Source organism: Sediminihaliea albiluteola (genome assembly GCF_014077625.1).
GTDB lineage: Bacteria > Pseudomonadota > Gammaproteobacteria > Pseudomonadales > Halieaceae > Sediminihaliea > Sediminihaliea albiluteola.
This window is the reverse complement of the sequence record NZ_JACFXU010000013.1, coordinates 116,335-136,545: the sequence shown is the minus strand read 5'-3', so window position 1 is coordinate 136,545 and position 20,211 is coordinate 116,335. Positions and strand designations below refer to the sequence as shown.

Below are 20,211 nucleotides of genomic sequence, written 5' to 3'. Positions count from 1 at the left end.
TTATTCTAAGTCTGCCGCTTGACGATAGCCGCGCATACCCTGAACAACCAGGAAAATAGCCAGTGGACACACTATCAGCGGCAGCAGCGCCAAGGAGTAACGCAGCGCCAAGTCATCGCCAAAGACAAAGTCGGTCAGCATGGCAACGGCGGTCGGCCCAAAAGCCAAGCCAAAGAGGTTAGTGACAAAGAGCATCAAGGCAGAAACCTGGGCGCGCATGCGGTTAGGAGTAATAAATTGCACTGCGGCCACGCCCACCCCATAGTGAGCGTTTAAGAAAAACACGATGGGAGCAGCCATCCACAGCGCCAGAGTGGGTGAGCCACTCAAGGGGCCTAAGGCTGCAGGCAGCATCCACAGAGCAGCCACCGCAACGATGATCCGCAATGGCGCATCTTGATAGCCCCGGCGCATCAGCGGCTCTACTGACCAGCCGCCAACAAGCGTACCAAGGCTGCCGGCAACCAAGAACATCAGACCAAAATGACTGCCCGCTTCAGCGCGGGGCATATCGAAGGTGCGAATCAGAAACTCTGGATACCAAGCCATAGTGCCGTAACCGAGAATCCCCAATACCGCCACTGAACCAATAGGCGCCACATAGGCCCGAAAATGGGCACGTAAATGGGCGACAATCTCCGGCAGTGCATGATGCGCCTCGGCACCGCCATCGACCGCGACACCACTGCGCCGCTTGGGCTCACTCAAAAAGCCCAGAAAAATCGCCAAGATAAAGCCCGGGGCACCCACCGCAATAAAGGTCATCTGCCAGGGACGCACTTCACCAAAAAAAGGCAGCACCAATTGCTCGGCGTTGGCGAACCAATCGTAGACCGTTCCCCCTACGACATAGGCCAGACCGCCACCTAAGGTAATCCCCAGGCTGTAAATTGACAGCGCCCGAGCGAGTTTCTCCTTAGGGAACAGATCACTCAACATAGAAAAGGCTGCTGGAGACAGGGTTGCCTCACCGACCCCTACGCCAATACGGGCCAAAAACAACATGGAGAAGCTGCGTGCTGCGCCGCACAGACAGGTCATCGTACTCCAAGCCACCAAGCCCACGGTCACAATCCACTTGCGACTATGTCGATCGGCAAAACGCGCTATGGGCAAGCCCATAACAATATAAAACATGGAAAAGGCAAAGCCATGTAAGAGGCTGTACTGAAAATCGCTGATCTCAAAGTCACTGCGGATCGGACCGATCAATACCGCCATCACATTGCGATCGATGAAGGACAGAATGTAGGCCAGCAGCAGCAATAGCAGTGCATAGTTGGCTACTCTAGGTGCAGGGAATTCAGTTTCAGTTTGGATTTGGGACACGTCGGTGATCTCGCAGCTTTTACATGATTAACGAAAGCCAAGCGATTTTACCTCACCCCTATCATTGGCTCGATAATGAATTTCATCTGAGGAGCTAGGACTTAAAGACAGCAAAACGACACAAGTGAATGCAAAACCGCACAATAATAGGGCTACAGACAAGATATCAGCTAAATCGTCGCGGCCTAAAAACACCTCAGCTCCTGCCGTAAAAATATCCGCATTATTCTTGAATATCATACTGAAGCATTGAAATCCCCCAAGGCAGCATCAGCTTGCCATTTATTCGACGCTGAACAGTTATTATGCGCGCCGAGCTCTGGGACGACTGACTAGTGCCCCCTCAATAAGAAAAATACTCCTATGTACAGATGTACAGCTGGGGTAGAGCCTGTCCTCGCTCGTTAATAATAGATCAGGGCATTTAAAACTCTGATCAAGCCAAAACAATCATCCCAACAAAGGCACAAGGATTCTCCATGAACAAAACGCTTTTCGCCACGCTACCGCTGGCTCTCTCCGTCGCTGGGCTGACAGCAAGTGCTCAGGCCCAAAACAACAGCGACTCATCTTCGCAGAGCTGGGCTCTGGAAGAAGTGATGGTCACAGCCCAGCGGCGCTCCGAAAATAGCCAAGATATACCAATGGCCGTGAGTTCATTAAACGCTGAAGCACTGCAAAAAATAGGCTTTAGCTCGCTGCGCGACATCGCCGACAAAATTCCCGCACTGAACATTCAGCCAGATTATGAGCGCGCTTCCGCGCTAAAAGTTTATATCCGCGGCGTTGGCCAAGAAAAACCAGCTAACTTTGAGCGCGACAATGGCGTTGGCATCTACCTCGACGACATTTACGTTGGCCACGGTAACGGCCTAGCCGCTGAAATGAACGATGTCGAGCGCATCGAAGTCTTGGCCGGCCCCCAAGGCATTCTCTACGGCCGCAACACCATCGGTGGCGCAGTGAAATTTATCTCCGCCAAACCCACTGGCGAATTTGGCATCAAGCAAGAGCTCGATGTCGGTAACTACGACCTAATTCGCTCAACCACTCACTTGAACCTACCCACCACTGCCAATATCAGCAGCAAACTCACGCTGCTCAAATCGCACAAGGACGGCTGGGTGAAAAACTCCGGCCGCGGCGGCAACCCCGGTGATAAAGAAGCCACCGGTTATCGCGCTGCGCTGCGCTGGGAGCCGAGCGATCAGTGGTTGGTCGACTATACCTTCGATAAGGTCGATCAGGATTCAGTGAGCGGTTACCAGCAGCACAGCTACCCCATGTTTGCCACCCACCTGACCGCCTTCAAAGTCTATAAAGACCGTCAGAAAAAGACTTGGCGCCCGATCGACTTGGATATCCGTGACGACTTCAAAACTGAAGGCCATGCCCTGACCGCCCAGTGGCTGTTCGCCGATAATATGAGCCTGAAATCCATCACCGGCTACCGCGAGTTCAGCGGTGATTCTTTGCAAGATGGTGCGGAGTCTTTCAACGTTTCCACATTGGTGACCAACGCGGTGGAACAGGATCAGTTCTCACAGGAATTTTTGCTCTCCGGTGAAAATGCCGATGGCAGCATCAAATACCACACCGGCCTGTACTACTTTAAAGAACAGGCCAAGCAACAAGAGGCCGAGTTGGTCAGCAACTACGATGTGGCCGATGCCATCAACTCAGCACTCCTCGCTGGTGAGCCCATTGCTCCACCTGCCCTCTCCGACCTGCGCCCAGAAAACCACTACGACATCGAGAACAAATCCCGTGCTATCTATGCCCAAGTGACCTGGAACCCAGCGGCATTTGACCATCGACTGACCCTGGATCTCGGTGCTCGCTATACCGAAGATGAGCGCTCTCTGGGCTGGATCAAGCCGATCAATGCCGGCGGCCCATTCCCCATCGAAAACAAAGATGACTTTGAAGCCGACAGCTTCGACCCCGCCTTCACCGTTGATTGGGCGTGGACCGATAGCATTCACACCTACTTCCGCTACGCGCAAGCTTATCGCTCCGGTGGCTTTGATACCGGCGCCGAGCGCTTGCAAGCCTTCGACTCAGAAGAACTGGAATCCTTCGAGCTGGGCTTCAAGTCCAAAATGCTGGACAACAAGCTGCTGTTTAACGTCGCTGTGTTTGATCTGGACTACAAAGACATTCAGATTCAGTTCTTCGATCCAGGCCTAGCTGCTGATGAGCCGCCCGCTAAAGTCACTGTCAACGGTGCCAAAGCCTCAACTCAGGGTATCGAGTTCGAACTGCAGTACATGCCTACTGCCAACCTAATGCTCCGCGCAGCAGGTGCTTACCTGGAGTCTGACAGCACAGTGACCAACCCCTTCACCGGCGAAACCGGTGACCGGCCGCTGTTCAATACACCCAAGCTCAAATACAACTTGGAAGCAGACTATACCTTCGCTGATACCCGCTTTGGCACAGTCAGCGGCATCCTCAGCTACGACTACCGCGACGAAGAACTCGGCGCCGGCAACACTGACGAAAAAGACGTGAAGCCCGACTATGCTCTGGTCAATGCGCGCTTGATGCTGTCGCAAATACCGGTAGCTGTTGGTGAACTGGACTTGGCCTTGTGGAGCAAGAACTTGCTGGATGAGGAATACGAGACCTATCACGCCTTTGGCGCTGTGGTCTACGGTGAGCCGCGCACTGTTGGTATCAGCCTGACCTACCAGTTCTAAGTAGAGCGCTCCTGCAACACAACTTGCCGCCCAAGGATGGGCGGCTTTTATTTTTTGACGACAACTATCACCGTCTAAATACACAGTAAAAAAGCTCGGAGAAGCGACATGTCGAATATTTTGCCACTGATGATGGGGCTAATGATGTTTACTATGGGCCTAGGCCTGACTCGGGAGGACTTCAGCCGAATACTAGCCATGCCTAAAGCCATACTAGCTGGCACCGGCTGTCAGCTGCTGCTCCTACCCATGATCGGCCTATTAGTCGCCAAATTATTTGGCCTCAGCGACACACTGAGTATTGGCCTGATGATTCTCTGTGTCTGTCCTGGCGGCATTCTCTCCAACTATATTTCTTTCACTGCACGGGGCGATATGGCCCTGTCGATCACCCTCACTTTAATTAGCAGCATCGTGTGTATCTTTTCTATCCCGCTGTTAATCAATGCTTATCAAGCCTATCTGGATATGGAGCAAGCCACTATTCGCCTGCCAATACTCGATACCATGCGCACCATAGCAGTGTTAACGCTACTGCCGATTAGTGCCGGCATGTTTACCCGCTACCGCTGGCCGGCCTTTGCCGAGTCCTCCGTGCGCTGGTTGAGCATGGCCTGCTCAGCAATGCTTAGCGCCTATATTTTGTTTCTCTGGTATCAACAACGAGAAGGCATCATCGCCGCCTTTGAGCAGGTCGGCGGACCGGTCATGGCTGTGGCCGCCATGGCCTCGATAGTGGCTTGGTTAGTGAGTACGGGAATCAGCTTGGAGATACGTCAGCGCATTACTTTAATCATTGAAACCAGCATTCAAAACAGCGCGCTGGCCTTCACCGTTGCCGTATTCATTATGGAAGAACCGGCCTACGCCATTCCCACCACCTTCTACACCGTGGCGATGTTCCTGCCGGCACTATTAATCATCGCCGTAACCCGCAAGCTGTCAGCGGAGACCCTCGCTCGCTCGCGCTTAGCCTCCTAAGGCCACAGCTTGCAAGCCTAAGCGCTGTCACTTTCTAAGTACATTTTGAGCGCCACCGCATTGTTGTGGCGCTCATCCTTAGCAGCGTAAACCAGCGTCAAACCCCTATCGCGAGCATAGTCCAACAACTCCGCCACACGCTCAGCTGAAAGCTTATCGCGCAATTCATGGTGGTACTTCTGATAGAAGGCGGCCCACAAGCGCGGTTCATGGCCAAACCATTTTCGCAACTCACTCGAAGGCGACAGCTCTTTATCCCACTCGTCAATCTGCAGCGAGGCTTTAGCCACGCCCCGCGGCCACAGGGCGTCGACCAGCAGACGGTAGCCGTCATTGGAGGCCGGCGGCTCATAGGCGCGCTTGCAGTGAATCTTTATCATCTTAGCCATCACAACCCTCCCCTTCCTTTTGCAGGGCAAGTGCAGAAAAAGCCCTGCTGCAAGATAAGAGTTTAGACGAGAAAAAGATTACTAATAGCTAGGTGTTCAGCTGAGCTACTCACTAATATAAAACTGGTTTTTACCCCGCCGCTTGGCTTCATACATCGCATCATCGGCTCTTTGCATCAGGCTCTCACTGCTAGCTCCTGTTCCGCGAGCCAGAGCAATACCTATACTGACACCCACCCTCGCCTCGCCATCGGGCAAGCTAATGGGTTCACCAACAGACTGGATAATTTTATTGGCTACGGTCACTGCGTTATCTGCTGAGGAGACATCCGGCAGCAGAATGACAAACTCATCGCCGCCAATACGCACTACGCTATCGGTTTCGCGCACACAGTTTTGCAGCCTTACAGCGATCTCTTTTAACAAGATATCGCCAGCATCATGACCGTAGGTATCGTTCACTTCTTTAAAGTGATCGAGGTCTAGGAACATCAGCCCCACTGAGCGGGCGTGACGCGCTGACAAAGCAATCGCTAATTGCAGCCGGTCTTGCAGTACTCTGCGATTAGGTAGGCCAGTCAAACTATCCTCGTAGGCAAGGCTCTGGATTTTTTCTTGGTAGCTTTTAGTTTCAGAGAAGTCCTGGAAGGAGACCACCACACCTTCATCGCCAGTGTCACTCGTTAGTGGCGCTGCATTGAGAATCACCGGAATAGTGGCATCGTTTTTACGGCGAAACACTTCGTCTTTACTGCGATAAAGCTCTTGGGTCTCCATAACATTGAGGATGGAGCAGCTCGACTCATCTCCATCATGTACATGAAACACATGATGGCCTTGCTTGGAGACGATTTCGTCAAAGTCCCAGCCCAGAATGCGCTCGGCCTCAGGGTTGATATAGGTCACCTTCCCCTCTTTATCCATCACGATTAGGCCGTCCCCTAAGACACTGGAAATTCTCCAGAAGCGTTTCGATTGACGTTCGTTAATGAGCTTCAATTCACGGCGTTTATGCAGTGAGTACTGGAAGTAAAACGCGGCTGTCAGCCACATCAAAAGACCGACAATATAGAACGCGATCACACCCGGGTGATTGAAAAGTATCGCTGCTGGCAACTGCTCCCTGGGCACAAAGGAAACTGCCTTCCAGCGATAGTGGTGTTCAGACGAAGACTGAGAGAACTTCTTGAGCGGCTCTACGGTTTCGTAGGCAAAGAGCCCCTGAGCGCTTTCAAAGGTGCCGTTATCCTCTGCCAGCACCTGCTCGAAAGCCTCTGGGTAATCACGTTTAAATGCTGCAGGCAAATCAAACATGAAGCTCCATTCATCACTTTTATTCGGCCCCGCAAGAACATGCCCCTGCGCATTTAACAAAAATGCTGGATACTTATTCGTCATGCTTGCCCGAAAGGCATCTAGCAAATACTGCCCTTTCATATTGAGGACAAGCACCCCCTCATGTTGACCCGTCTTATCTACAACACGAACTCCAAAGCGAATCATCGGTTTATAAGGCAGCTCGACCACGGTGTTTTCAACATTGAGGTCTAAGGGAGAAATGTAGACGTCATCCTCATCAAGAGTCCGGGTATCTCTGAAGTAATAGCGATCCCCTTTGGCTTGTAAGTCCTGCTCTGGCGTGGCTAATACCTGCTTGGATCGGCGCTCCACACGGGACATCTCAACACCCTCACTATCGAGGAAACGCAGCTGCTGATAGACCGTTTTTTGCTCTAATTGGGCTCGAAACACCTGCTCTAGCCAGTCCTTGCCTAGCTCTGATCTGTCGCGATTAAACCGTTTAACAGCGGGAAGCTTTGAGATGGCTAGTAAATCATTGGCGGTGTATTTCAAAGACTGCTCCAGCAAAGCAGCGCTCAACTTTGCCTTAGCCTGCTCGGCAGCCTTTAAATCAGACATTTGCTGGGCAGCCTGATACTTCACCACCGAGTATACAAAAGCCGTGAACACGAGCGCACTCAGTAAAGCCGTCCCCAATGCCTTCTTGATATAGCCCTTTTGTTTTATTCCAAAATGCCGCATGAATCACCAATTATTATTTGAAGGCAAAGTGTAGCAAATAGCATTAGCTCAGATCTGAGCTGCCACTGCAGCCTGAGCTTAATTTCAGCCTGATTACGCTGAAAACTAATCCCTTGTAAAGCGCCGCATTATTGAAGCTATGAGGGCTTAAAGATCAGTTTTCAGCAGCGGCAAAACACTACAGAGCACTAACGAAGCTAACTGAGTAATTGGTCAAACTCAGCTTTGGCAGCTTTAGCTTCCTGCACCCTGAGTTGCTTGCTTTCAATACAGCGCTCAAGCGCCAATTTCAGCTCCTTCATTTGCTCACGCATGGCTTCAATTGACTTAGTGCTATCGCTATGCTCGCCCTCTTTTGCATAACGCAGTGCTTCAGCTCGCATCCGTTTCTGTAGCTTCTTGATATCTTCTTTTAAGCTTTTTTCCTCAGTGACTAAGTCCACCACTTGGTCTTTGAACTGCTCAAACTTGGCCAGCGCCATACCTTCATTCGACCATGGGTCATAATCGGGGAAGTCAGCAATATTAATCACCGAGTGCTCATAGTCATCTTGGAAAAACAGGTCGAGATAGGCAGCGCGCACTATCGACATCATCAGCAGCACACAGATCACCAACAGGGGCAAACCGCCGACAATGGCAGCGGTCTGCAAGCTGCTCAAGCCACCCATAAACAGCAAGGTCACCGGTAAAATAGATAGTGCAAAGGCCCAGAACAGGCGGTTCCAACGCATTGGTTCCTCGGCCACGTCTTTTTGCACAACCGAAGCCAAAATATAGGAAATAGTGTCGAAGGTTGTGGCAGTAAAAATAATACAAAGCAGCGTGAACAAGACAATGACGAAGGTGCTGAAAGGCAGATGCTGTAAAATGGCAAAAATAGTTTTTGTTGGAGTGGTGTCATTGAGCATTTGCACCACATCTAATTCACCGGATAGCTGCAGTGAGAGACCGTAGTTACCTAAGATACTGAAGAATAAGAAACAGCCCATGGAGCCAAAGAATATCGCGCCGGCAACCATTTGCTTGATGGTGCGGCCCTTGGATATACGCGCGATAAACAAGCCCATACTGGGTGAAAACACCAGCCACCAGGCCCAATAGAAAATTGTCCAGTCCTGGGGGAAGTGGGTATTGCTAAATGGACCATAGCCGCCAAAAGGCTCTGCCCAGGTGGCCATCATGAAGAAGTTATTCATCATGCGGCCCAAGGCGTCGAAGCCGGTCTCCAGCATAAAGACTGTTGGACCCGCCACCAGTACAAAAGCTAATAACAGCAAAGCGCCCCAAAAGTTAATATTACTGAGCATTTGAATGCCTTTTTCAAGGCCGGCAAAAGCTGAGTAAGCAAATATTGAGGTACACACCAGCAGCACTAAAACCTGACTAAAAGTGGTGCTAGGGAAGCCAAATAAGGTACTTAAGCCATCGTTGATTAAAGGTGCCGCCAAGCCCAAAGTGGTTGCGCCACCACCCAACAAGCCAAAGATAAACATCATGTCGATCAGTTTTCCCAACCAACCGCCCGCGCGTTTTTCGCCCAGCACCGGTAGCAGGGCATAAGAAATTTTCAAAATCGGCTGTTTGCGAATATAAAAAAAGTAGGCAATGGGCAAGGCCGGCACCAAGTAGATCGACCAGGCAATAATGCCCCAGTGAAAAATACCGTAGGTTGCTGACCAGCGAATGGCTTCTTCACTGCCCACAGCTAATTGGAAGGGTGGGTTTTGATAATAGAAGGCCCACTCAATCATGCTCCAGTACAAAATACTGGCGCCAATGCCGCCGCAAAACAGCATTGCAGCCCAAGATACGGTGTTAAACTCGACCGGATCATCAGCCTCACCGAGCTTGATTTGCCCAATATCGCTAAACAATATGAACACCATAAAGCCCATTGCAGCGACACCTAAAGCCAAATACAGCAAACCTAGCTCATCAGTTAGGAATGTTTTGGCCTGATCTACCCACAGCGCTCCTTGCTCTGGCCAAATCATTAAAGGCACGGTCGCCAGTGCCAACAAAATTAAGGCACCAAAGAAAGTGGGCTTGTCGAGCTTATCCCAGGATTTAGAACCAACTAGTGATGATGACTCAGTCATGAGGGCCCCTTAGTTTTGTCCTTTATATGGTTTTTTATCATAGACTTTCCGCTATCGATAAACCACATCCCATCACCCCTGTTCACAGGGACCCAGTGCAATTAGCTGTCAATATCCCTGCCAATCACCTGGCTTTTTCCATTATCATACGCAGCAAATTTGATCGGCCCTGCCAAAAACCTGGCTGATCCACTGAACCTGGCGCCACAATCACTAGCTGGCGGCGCAATACATCTCAACAAGGGTCCCCGCATGGCTGTTGATATGGCGATACTGCTACGTATTGCTGCCATTTTGTTTCCCATCGTAGCGATTGTGCTAGTGGGCTTTTTCTACGGTCGCCGCCACGATCCGGAAATGGGCGTGGCTAACCGCATCAATATGGACATTTTTGTGCCAGCCCTCATCCTTGGTGCCATGGCCAGCAAGTCCTTCGAGCCTGAGCGCTACTTGGGTCTCGCGACAGGTGCTGCGGCAATGCTGCTTTGTTGTGGCTTAGTGGCTTGGCCAGTAGCTCGCGCGTTAAAGCTAGATTGGCGTACTTTCGTACCGCCGATGATGTTCAATAACTCAGCCAATATCGGTATTCCACTGGCTGTGCTGACCTGGGGGGAAGCAGCTCTGCCTGCTGCGGTGATCCTCTATAGCGTTTCTAATGTGCTGCATTTCTCTATCGGCGTACACATGCTCGACAGCAAAGCGAGTTGGATGACTCTATGGCGCAACCCCACTCTGCTTAGCGCTGCCCTGGGCATCAGCATTGCCCTGCTGGGCATCCCGGTGTGGGAACCCATCGTGACCGCCCTGCAGCTCTTGGGAAATGTGGCGATCCCACTGCTGCTTTTCGCCTTGGGCGTGCGCATGCGGCATGTGCGCTTCAATGATCTATCTGCACCTTTAGTGGGCGCATTTATACGCCCCTTGTTAGGGATGGGCATCGCCTGGTTATTTGCCAGCCTACTGCAGCTCAGCCCTCAGGACAGCGCCATGCTATTAGTCTTCGGGGCACTGCCACCGGCGGTGATGAACTTTTTATTTGCCGAGCGCTACCACCAAGACCCTGCTCGCGTCGCCGCCATCGTGCTAATCGGCAACTTAGCAGCCATACTGGTGCTGCCAATCGCTTTGACGATTGTACTCAGTTAAGCGCTCAACTGAGCTGGCGAAGATACCTAGCTACTGCGCCTACTCTAAAAGGAACAGACGCATGATCTTGGCCAGCATTTTTTTCTGTTCATCAAGGTTCTGCTCATCTAGCACGGCACCCAGCTCAAGACGGCTCAACACGCGCTGAGACAAGAAGTAACCACTGCATAGATTAAACATGGCGATTAAGCGCATGGCGACTCTGCGCTTTTCGGCCTGATCTAAGATCTTCTTCTGCCCCGCCAAAGCCTGCAAACCACCATCAAATAGGCGATCTAGCCAGTCATTCATCAGCTGATGGGCGGCGCTATCATCCGTCGCATTTAAAGCCTGCTGAAATAAAGCTGGCATATGCGGGTGCTGCGCAAGTAACTCGGTCATCAGGGCGGGCAGCTCAGCAAGCTCCTGCAAGTCAGCCTGTTTGGCCATCAAGCGCTGCAGAACCTGCTCCATTGGAGACAAAGCACGCTCTAATACCGCGGTGTACAAGGCCTCTTTGCTAGCAAAATGTTTGTAGATAGCCGGCCCCTGAATGCCAAGGGCTGCCGCCACCTCTCGCAAGGTAGCCCCTTCAAAGCCCCTTTCGGCAAATAGTTGCTCAGCGACATCGAGTAGAGCTTGAGCTGTTTTCTCGCCCTTACTTAATGACTTGTTGCCTGCGTAGGAGATATCTTTCATTTATTTGTGAACCACAGTTAACTAACGGGACTAAGCATAACAAGACAGGACCGATAAATAATGGGTAAAGCTCCTATTTTGATACCTTTACCGATCATCAATAAGGCCATGCATTGCTAAAAAGTTAATATATGATAACTTTTATCCATCAATTCTTTGTTAAAGATCGCGAGGGTCTCTGAATGGCAGTCGAAGCCTCCCAACTGGTAAGTGATGACGGCTGTTACATAGCCAGGCGAGTCTTCACTAGTGCCGAAGTCTATCAGCAGGAAAAGCAGCATATTTTTGGTCGCAGTTGGCTGTATCTAGCCCATGAGAGCCAGTTCAAACAAGCGGGTGACTTTATAACGACCTATATGGGAGAAACGCCCATAATTGTTGCGCTTGGCTCTGATGGAAAAATCCATGCCAGCGTGAACAGTTGCTCGCATCGCGGCTTGCGCGTGTGCCGCAGCGACCAAGGCAATGCCAAACGCTTTGTCTGCCCCTATCACAACTGGTCATTTACGCCCGAGGGCAACCTTGCCGCGGTGCCACAAGAGCGCAAAGTGATTGCCGCTGTGGACAAAGCTGCTTTAGGTCTAAAAGCAGTCCCTCGCATTGAGAGCTATCAGGGGCTCATCTTTGGCAGCATGAATCCCGATATAGAATCATTGGCAGACTATTTAGGCGACATGCGCTTTTACTTAGACAGCTACTTCAAGCGCTTCCCCCAAGGGGTTGAAGTCATTGGCGCCCCACATAAATGGCTACTTGATGCCAACTGGAAACTTCCTGTGGAAAACCAACTCGGTGACGTGGGCCACGGCCCCTATTTACACGCGACCTTGCTTGCAGACAGCCCCGCAGTAGATGAAATTGAACGCTACGGCTTCAACACTGTGCCCAAACCCGGTCACGGAGCTGCAGTTCGCTTACTGCCAGAGGATAGCGCGGCCCTTGATATTGCCTGGGGCATGGAAGGGATTGCCGCCATGGACCCAGACCCGGAGTTGGTCGAGTACCTAGTGGCAATACAAGAACAAGCCAGCGAGCGTATCGGCCCCATTGGTGCCCGTATCAAAGGGCTGACCTACGGCGTATTCCCCAACTTCTCTCTACTCTGGGCCAACTCAACCATTCGCGTCAGCCACCCCAGAGGCCCCGGTAAAGTCGAGTATTGGTCCTGGTGGGTCGTACCCAAAGATGCCCCCGACCACATCAAAGAAATGCTGCGCCTGAACTACACCAACTTTTTTGGGCCAGCAGGCCTATTAGAACAGGAAGATAGCGATGCTTGGAGCGCGCAGTTCGCCGGCAGTAATATCGATTACATGGAAGATAGACCCTACTACTACGGCTTAGGGCAGGGTGAAGAAACAGAGCACCCCGAACTACCCGGAAAAGTCGGCTCCTGTTACAACGAACACTACGCCCGCCAGTTTTATTTGAAATGGCGCGAGATGCTAGAAAGTGGCGTATCTGAGCAAAAAGGAGCGCTATCATGAGTCAGGCAGAGACCCAAGAAACTGCAGCAAACCCCTGCTCTAATCCAAATATTATCAGCCTAGTTGAGCAGTTTTATTACCGCGAGGCGCGCCTCTTAGATGAGCGCAAATACCTGCAATGGCTAAAACTACTCTGTGAAGATATTCGCTACAGCATTCCCTCACGATATATCGCCACGCCCGACCCTGCACTGCGGGGCACAGAAGCTTTACACGCTATCGAGCATGAACTCGAGCGCGGCGGCCCAGACTGCGCCCCACTGCGGGAAGAAAACTTTTTTAATCTGGCAATCCGCGCTGACCGAGCCCTTAAAATGAATGCCTGGGCAGATAACCCGCCGGCACGAACACGCCGTTTTATCAGCAATGTGGAGGTATTCAGCTGTGAGGAAGGCTATCAAAGCTTCAGTAACTTTATGATGACCTACAGTCGCCATAGCACAGTCGAGCACAGCTACACTGGGCAGCGGCGTGACACTTTGCGCCAAGTCGATGGCGAATTAAAAATCGCCAGACGCGAAGTCATATTTGACTGGAACGTGATCAATGTACCAACGCTGGGCTTATTCTTTTAAGCCTTCTCAAGCTAGCCCTTAACACTGCTGTTCAAGCTGAACAGCAAAGGATGACAAGATGCCAGATAATCGACAGGATGAGCGCTACGAAATAGAACAACTGTTGTTTCGTTATGCCTGGATGACCGACGAGCGCAAATGGGAACTCATGGACGAACTCTTCGTTCCTGAGGGCACAATTGATTATGTGAGTTCAGGTGGGACTGCTTAAAACAGATAAGGGCTGGCGTTTAAAAGAGCGAGTCTGCAAACAAACCACGATGATAGGTGCCCTGCCCACTGGTTATGTGATCCCGAGCTGAGTGCAAGGCTATAGGCCATCGCTATTCTCACAGTGCAGGCATATTGCCAAGGGTCTTAGCGAGCAGGTAAAAAGTTAGCGCCTAGCTACTGACTAGCTGTAAGCCAATCACCGACAACACTAAGCTGCTGAGAAAAAACATACGCCAGAAAGTGACAGGCTCGTGAAATAGCACAATACCAGCCACTACCGTGCCGATGGCACCGATAGCTCCCCACACGGCGTAAGCTGTGCCCACGGGAATCGCCTTGTCACCGCCCATCGCTTTGAACAGCAGGTACATACTGATTGCCACGCAAATGGCAAAAGAGCTCAGCCAGAAAGCCATGGGTTTGCCTGTTGTCTGCTGCGCCTTACCTAAACTAATGGCAAAACCCGTTTCAAACAGCCCACCGATAATCAGTAAGAGCCAATTAATGCTCATATCATTCGTACTCAATTGACCAAGGGTTTAGCAGCTGGCGGAACAAATCAGCTTTAGAAGTCATCGTTGCTCAATAGGCTAAGAATTTAGCCAGCTACTCTCTATTAGCCTACAGACAAGAGCAGCATGCTATCAAAATTAGGGCGCAGTTGGTCAGGGCACTGATCTTTAAGCTTCATTGCCAGCTATCGACTAGCAGCTCGAGCTCCCCTTGAAAACCAGGGCGCGCATTCAGCGAAGTGCCGATGGGTATTTTGATGACTCTCTTGCCCGCCTGCTCAACAATCTCCGCCTTGTGAGGCGCTCTGCCGAGCCCATCCTTCTGTGACAGGCCATAGCGGATTGTCTGATCTCTTATGGCTAGGGCAATCTGCTCTTGATACATAAAGCCCTCAAAATGCTCGTCAAACCAAAACTTTCGGTTGACCTCAAAAAGAGGCACGCGCAGCCCTATGTCCACCATAAACATCAAGGCTTGGTCTGAGGCATGACGCGCTTTTTCTGTTAGATAACCGGTAAATAGATAGACGGGTTTTTGCTCTTTGAGCAGCTCATCATAGGTGCGCAATAAGGCCGAAGCTTGATCGTAGCGCCGCTCGTGCAGCACATAGTTAGGCCCGGCACGCACCCCGGTGACGGTATCGAAATAATAGGAGCCCCTCACCTCCGCTTTGTTGTCGTATTGTTCCTGCACCCCCGGAGGTAATTCCAAATTTTTAACATGCAATCTGGCCATAACCCGCAGTGTGCCAAACAAAAAGCGCCGTAGGTTCTGATAGCCAGACTCCGAGTTGACCAAGCCAAAATAGCCAGAGTGACTGCGGTGAGCCACCGAGCGTGGCGCTGCTTCAATATAGCTATTAGCCATCATCACCAGGCCATCACTAGCGGGGCCTGTTACCTGCTTTGATAGCTTGAAAAAAGCATTATAGTCTTTGTAGTTTGAACCGATAAAACAAAAGCACTTGTGGGGATCAAAGGCCCCGTCTAATGAATTTACCGGCACAGCCTCCTTATCGTTTTTTAGATACTTGCGCATGCGGCTGCGAGAAAAGTTGGCAAGCTGAAACTTATCTATCGGCCCCAGGTCCGGCACATTGAGCCCTAAGACTTCGATACCATTGTGGGGCGTACCGTAAGTAAAAAGCTTTTCTACATAATGTGGGCTAGGGCCATTCTCACTGAGCTCAAGACCTGCGCCGTCGTAACCCTCGGGCGCGCCATAGCGGCAAATATTCTGTAAGTAACAGCGGCACAGCAAGCCGCCCATTGAATGGGCCACCAAATGCACCTTGAAGGCCTGCTTGCGGGCTTCATCGTCACCACAGGTGGCAGCGCGAACCTTGAGAATAAACGCTCTGAGATCGAGCGCAAGTTGCTCCATGCTGACGCGCTCACCACTGCCCAGCAGGTTTGAAGCGCGCTCATAATAACGAAACACCCAGACGGACTTGGCTGGCACCTTAGCGGGCTCATCGAGGTAGCCGCCGCCTTGAAAGGCATCAATATAATTATGGTCTTTAATTAATCGCAGCAAGGGCGATTCGAAGATGAAGGATACCGCTTTGCGCTGATGGTCTTGGCGCAGCACCGTTGAGCCTCTATTGAAGCCCATGTAAGGATCTGCAGTGGCCTCGTCGATTTCCGACAGGGTGGCTGCAAAACCCCGAACGTAGATAATGGGATAGTAAGGGGCTTGCATGGCAGTATTATTAGGCATTTGATCCCTCCCGCCGTTCAAGCCAGCGTTAATTTGCTGTCACAAGCTCCTTAAACTATAGCCCAAGAAAAACCGCGCGGCTTTACCACAAGGCGAGCTATACACAGATAGCTCGCATCATGCATGTGGCCCCGGCTGCAGTCGTTTTGACTTAGCGATAGTGGTCGTAATCAGCGATATTCCACACCCGATACTCGGTATCTTCGGGGCTAAGCGCTGGCGGAATCTCCTTGAGCATTTTCTTCGCAGCTTCCAGCTCTTTGCTGGCTTCCGCTTTATCCTGATACATGAATTCATCAGATGCAGACTCAGGCGCTGCCGCCACTTTCATCTCAAGGTCTTTAACCATGAGCTTTTGCTGGGCCTGCATATCGGCTCTGGCTCGGTCTATCCAAGTCGCGGCAGCATTGCGGTTAATGTCAGCAGCCGAGGCATATTCCTCATAGGTCTGCTTGTAGATGAGATCGCCATTAGTGCGCACATCTAAAATCACTGCTTCCAGGTCAGCATTGCTCAGGTCATCGGGATTGAGCGGCACTTCACGCTTCGGTCCACCTAAGCGGGTGTGCGTTAGATAGAAGGGGAAGATACTTTTAATAAGCTTACCCACCGGCGAAATCGTATTACCCTGAGCATCTCGGCCCTTGGGCTGCACACCCTGCAAGGCAATATAAGCCGATTCTGGGCGCACGATTTCTTTCGGGGGAATGATGCCGTGACGCAACATTTCACGGATACCCGTACCACTGATTTTTATGTGCACACTCTCGTCATGGGGGCATGCCTGAGACGAGGTTGTGGTGTTGCAGCGCACGCAGTAGAACACCTCGTGGAACAGGCGCACATCAATGCCCAGCTCTTCCGGTGGGAACTGATCGAAAATAGAATGACTAGCGTACTTATCATAATAGTCTCCAATCCCCGCATGATCTCGGCCGACAATGGCGTGAGTACAACCGTAGTTCTTCATCACCAGCGCGTGCAGAATGGTCTCTCGCGGCCCGGCAAAGATATAGGTGACCCGCAAGGGAGCTAGGACCGTGCGCTCTTTCGGGTAGTACTGCTCGAGCACACTCTGGTATACACGCATACGGTACTCGTGGCGGGTATATTCGCGCTTGGCCATTTCAACCAGCGGCTGTGCCAACAGACCATCCACCTCTTCCAGCATATTTCGGTGCATATGCTCATGACCGCGGTGCATGGGGTTGGCACCGGTAATAAAGCCGGCCACAGATTTAAACTTCTTCTCCTCGTAAAACTGTCGCCAAGTGTCGGCAGGTGATAGGCGAATTGATTCAAAGGGACCCCAGTCCACGCGATTAAGTAGCGTGATCTGCCCGCCTAAAGCCTTATCCCCCATACGGCGATAGATAGAATCCACCCCCGGGTGTTTGCGATCGGTAGTCCCAAAGAGCTTTTCCGCGCGGAACTCTCGGTCGTAATCAAAGACATCACTCACCGATAACAGCGCTATGGGCGTTTGCGAATGGTCAATCAGGGCAACTTCATCGCCCACTTTCAGTGAGGCGACTACCTTTTCATTGGTCTCACCGATGGGCGCAAAACTCAATGGTGTCGGCCAGACTAAACCATTGGCAAAGCGACCTTTTTCTAAGACAGAAATATAGTCTTGTTGATTCATAAAGCCGTCATTAGGAGACAGCACGCCAGTGGCAATCATTTCCACGGTGATTGCGGCTTCTAAATCAATCATGATTTGGGGCAGGCTTGCGGCTCTTTCTAGCGCTTTCTTAAGCTCATCTCCAGTTGCCACCCGATCGACTAGCACTCCGCCATGGGGCTGCTGTGGGTAATTAGCCATGCTCTCTTTGTCCAATGTCATGCTCTTATCTGTCATAGGTCGCTCCCAGTATCGTTTAAGCTACGTTAGCGCTTTTATAGCCATTATTGAAGGGCCTTAGAGGGGCCTCACAGGCAGGCCGCAGAGCTGGTTAAATGGCCAGCTCAGCACTAAAGCAATAGCCAAAGTATAAGCGCTGTGGCGCAGCGCGCTAACTATCTATTTCCCCGCGCAGTATGATCTTCTGGTCATTGTGAACTTGCTAAGCTAGCGGCAGTAGCCTCAACTTAGGCTCAAAAGATACTCTGTCTTCTAATCTTGCTGGTTAGCGACTGATAGGAAAGAGGAACTATGAATAATAACGCTATCAAACCTTGGCTGCGCAGCTACGACGCAGCTCTAGAAGCCTTCATCAAGACCGACGTACTCGTCTGTGGTTACGGCGGCGCGGGAGCCTCGGCCGCACTAGAGGCTCGCCGAGCAGGCGCCGATGTAGTCGTGCTGGAGCGCTCCAGTGGCGGCGGCGGATCCACGCAAATGTCATCTTGCGAAATGTACCTTGGCGGCAGTGGCGGAACCGCGCTACAGCAAGAGATCGGCCTCTCAGACAGCACTGAGAATATGAGCGCCTACCTGACCGAAGCACTGGGCGAGCATGGTGACCCAGAGCGCATTCGGCTCTATACCGAAGGCGCCGCCAGCCATTTTGAATGGGTCGAATCACTCGGCGTGCCCTACAAACGCAAAGCCATATTTGATCGTGTGGTTGTTCCGCACACCGACGAATCCCTATTGTTTACCGGCAACGAAAGAGCCTGGCCCTTTACTGAAGTGGCCGAACCGATACCCCGCGGACACGTGCCCTCCCACGAGGGGGACCAGGGCGGCCGCATTTTCATGAAGGCACTGATGGAAGCCTGTGTAGCTGCCGGCGTCAGGGTGCAAGTGGACTCTCAGGTTCAGGCAGTAGTGCAGGATGACAGCGGCCGCGTACGCGGCGTGATGGCAAAAATTGACGGTAAAGAGCGCTTTATCGAAGCCACGCGCGGGGTAGTCTTAAGCACCGGCGGTTTTGTGATGAACCGCAAAATGCTGGAGAAGCACTGTGCTCACACCCTGCCCTTTGGCGAGCCCTACGGCAACCAGTGGGACATGGGCGACGGCATCCAGATGGGCATGGCCGCTGGTGGCAACATAATCAATATGGATCAGTGTTTTATCAGCATGGCTTTCTACCCACCGGCCAGCCTCACTTACGGCATACTGATCAACAATAAGGGGCAGCGCTATATTAATGAAGATGCCTATCTAGCGCGCCTAGGTCACTACAGTGGTCAGCAGGATAAAGCTGAGATTTATATGCTAGTGCAAAATGAAGACTTTGACCTGCCCTACTACCTCAGCCCGCCGCCACCCCTAGCCGCCACTGGCGATAGCATCGAAGAAGTTGAGCGCGAAGCCGGCCTCCCCGAAGGAGCCCTGCAAGCCACGGTTGATTACTACAACAAATACGCTGCCCAGGGCCAAGATCCCTTATTCCACAAAGCCAAAGATTGGTTAAAACCTTTGACCAATGGGCCCTTCGCGCTGATTAGTTTCAAGCCAGAGGACGTGAAATACCCCTTAGGCAACGACAATGGCTGGCTGATGTTCACCCTGGGCGGGCTAGAAACCCGCCCCACTGGCGAAGTGTTGACCCCTAGCGGCCAAGCAATACCCGGCCTCTACGCCGCAGGGCGCACGACAGCTGGTTTACCGCGCACCTCAAAAGGCTATGCCAGCGGCATGTCGGTAGGCGATGCCACCTTCTTTGGCCGCATGGCGGGTCGCCAGGCCGCTGCCAATACTTAAACAGCAGCCCTGCTGGACGCCAGCATTGGCGAATAATGGCTTGGGCTGAGCCGGCCTTCGCTTTAAGCGTCCAGCAGTGGCCAGCTATGCAGTTCCTCGTAGGCTACTCCCTGACGTAGCCTGCGAGACTCAAACAAACTAAAGCTGCGGTAAGCAAACTCAAAGGAAGGTGGCTGGGCAGGCATAGGCGGCGCCTCTTCGCACTGCCTAAATAGAGTGATATGAGGCTGAAACTTTTTTCTGCGCTGAGGTCTAGTGCCCCGCGCTGCTATTAAGCTGTCCAGCTTAGCGGCAGCACTTGCCAAAGCCGGTGTTGCTTCAGCTGGTCCCAGCCAATAGATACCGGGGCTGGCCCAATAGCCGGTCTGATCCAGCAGTAATTGACCCGAGCGAAACTTGCCCTTGGCATGCCAGCTATCGACCTGCTCACACAAAATATCGCTGTCGAGCACGCTCAACTCACCGGCATAGGCTAAGGTGATATGAAAATTGGCCACTGGTACTGGCCTAGCAGAAAAACCAAACTGCCTATCTCGCCAGTCGGCGATCGCCAGAGCAAGCTCCGGCTCTAAAGCCAGACCGAAAAACAACTTCATCGACGCCAAGCTCCTAGTACAACACGGTTATGGGCTGTAAGCAGCTTTCGCTCGCACACAGCCCCTTCAGGCCATCCTGAGCA

16 protein-coding genes are annotated in these 20,211 nt (G+C 51.8%); 7 read left to right on the top strand and 9 right to left on the bottom strand.

The features are described 5' to 3' along the window. Entirely contained in the window at positions 1-1,329 is a 1,329-nt protein-coding gene (locus tag H2508_RS01730; protein WP_182168684.1) for a spinster family MFS transporter, read from the bottom strand. Positions 1,330-1,808: 479 nt separating this feature from the next. Here H2508_RS01730 and H2508_RS01725 point away from each other — a divergent pair, with 479 nt between their 5' ends. Continuing rightward, positions 1,809-4,031 (top strand): TonB-dependent receptor, encoded by a 2,223-nt coding sequence (locus H2508_RS01725; RefSeq protein ID WP_182168683.1) that lies wholly within the window; start codon positions 1,809-1,811, stop codon positions 4,029-4,031. 108 nt (positions 4,032-4,139) lie between these two features. Continuing rightward, on the top strand, positions 4,140-5,012 hold the full coding sequence (locus tag H2508_RS01720; protein WP_182168682.1) for a bile acid:sodium symporter family protein: 873 nt from the start codon (positions 4,140-4,142) through the stop codon (positions 5,010-5,012). Between the two features lie 17 nt (positions 5,013-5,029). On the opposite strand, the gene H2508_RS01715 is transcribed toward H2508_RS01720, so the two are convergent. From H2508_RS01715 to H2508_RS01705, 3 genes are all read right to left on the bottom strand, one after another. Next, positions 5,030-5,401: a DUF488 domain-containing protein gene (locus tag H2508_RS01715; RefSeq protein ID WP_182168681.1), complete on the bottom strand. Its 372-nt coding sequence runs from the start codon at positions 5,399-5,401 to the stop codon at positions 5,030-5,032. A gap of 105 nt (positions 5,402-5,506) precedes the next feature. Continuing rightward, positions 5,507-7,321, bottom strand: coding sequence for a diguanylate cyclase domain-containing protein (locus H2508_RS01710; protein WP_182168680.1), 1,815 nt, complete (start codon positions 7,319-7,321; stop codon positions 5,507-5,509). A 320-nt stretch (positions 7,322-7,641) separates the two neighbouring features. Beyond that, a complete protein-coding gene (locus H2508_RS01705) occupies positions 7,642-9,546 on the bottom strand; it encodes a BCCT family transporter (protein ID WP_182168679.1) in 1,905 nt (634 codons plus the stop codon). Between the two features lie 252 nt (positions 9,547-9,798). Between H2508_RS01705 and H2508_RS01700 the strand changes: the two genes are divergently transcribed. After that, positions 9,799-10,692: an AEC family transporter gene (locus H2508_RS01700; RefSeq protein ID WP_182168678.1), complete on the top strand. Its 894-nt coding sequence runs from the start codon at positions 9,799-9,801 to the stop codon at positions 10,690-10,692. Positions 10,693-10,731: 39 nt separating this feature from the next. On the opposite strand, the gene H2508_RS01695 is transcribed toward H2508_RS01700, so the two are convergent. Next, a complete protein-coding gene (locus tag H2508_RS01695) occupies positions 10,732-11,370 on the bottom strand; it encodes a TetR/AcrR family transcriptional regulator (protein ID WP_182168677.1) in 639 nt (212 codons plus the stop codon). Positions 11,371-11,552: 182 nt separating this feature from the next. Here H2508_RS01695 and H2508_RS01690 point away from each other — a divergent pair, with 182 nt between their 5' ends. From H2508_RS01690 to H2508_RS01680, 3 genes are read left to right on the top strand one after another with little or no spacing between them, the layout of a single operon-like run. Continuing rightward, entirely contained in the window at positions 11,553-12,857 is a 1,305-nt protein-coding gene (locus tag H2508_RS01690; RefSeq protein ID WP_182168676.1) for an aromatic ring-hydroxylating oxygenase subunit alpha, read from the top strand. Beyond that, complete coding sequence (locus H2508_RS01685) at positions 12,854-13,432, top strand: aromatic-ring-hydroxylating dioxygenase subunit beta (protein WP_182168675.1); 579 nt, start codon at positions 12,854-12,856, stop codon at positions 13,430-13,432. The genes H2508_RS01690 and H2508_RS01685 overlap by 4 nt, the downstream gene beginning before the upstream one ends. Positions 13,433-13,490: 58 nt before the next feature. Continuing rightward, the gene (locus tag H2508_RS01680; protein WP_182168674.1) at positions 13,491-13,643 is read left to right on the top strand and encodes a nuclear transport factor 2 family protein; all 153 of its coding nucleotides are present in this window, start codon (positions 13,491-13,493) and stop codon (positions 13,641-13,643) included. Between the two features lie 172 nt (positions 13,644-13,815). On the opposite strand, the gene H2508_RS01675 is transcribed toward H2508_RS01680, so the two are convergent. From H2508_RS01675 to H2508_RS01665, 3 genes are all read right to left on the bottom strand, one after another. Then, the gene (locus tag H2508_RS01675) at positions 13,816-14,157 is read right to left on the bottom strand and encodes a DMT family transporter (RefSeq protein ID WP_220463551.1); all 342 of its coding nucleotides are present in this window, start codon (positions 14,155-14,157) and stop codon (positions 13,816-13,818) included. A 175-nt stretch (positions 14,158-14,332) separates the two neighbouring features. Further along, positions 14,333-15,877 (bottom strand): esterase/lipase family protein, encoded by a 1,545-nt coding sequence (locus tag H2508_RS01670; protein WP_182168673.1) that lies wholly within the window; start codon positions 15,875-15,877, stop codon positions 14,333-14,335. 151 nt (positions 15,878-16,028) lie between these two features. Further along, a complete protein-coding gene (locus H2508_RS01665; RefSeq protein ID WP_182168672.1) occupies positions 16,029-17,738 on the bottom strand; it encodes a sulfate adenylyltransferase in 1,710 nt (569 codons plus the stop codon). A gap of 294 nt (positions 17,739-18,032) precedes the next feature. On the opposite strand from H2508_RS01665, the gene H2508_RS01660 reads away from it, so the two are divergent. Then, entirely contained in the window at positions 18,033-19,532 is a 1,500-nt protein-coding gene (locus H2508_RS01660; protein WP_182168671.1) for an FAD-dependent oxidoreductase, read from the top strand. A 62-nt stretch (positions 19,533-19,594) separates the two neighbouring features. Here the strand turns inward: H2508_RS01660 and thpR are convergent, their stop codons facing one another. After that, a complete protein-coding gene (gene thpR, locus H2508_RS01655; RefSeq protein ID WP_182168670.1) occupies positions 19,595-20,128 on the bottom strand; it encodes an RNA 2',3'-cyclic phosphodiesterase in 534 nt (177 codons plus the stop codon). Positions 20,129-20,211 lie beyond the last annotated feature (83 nt).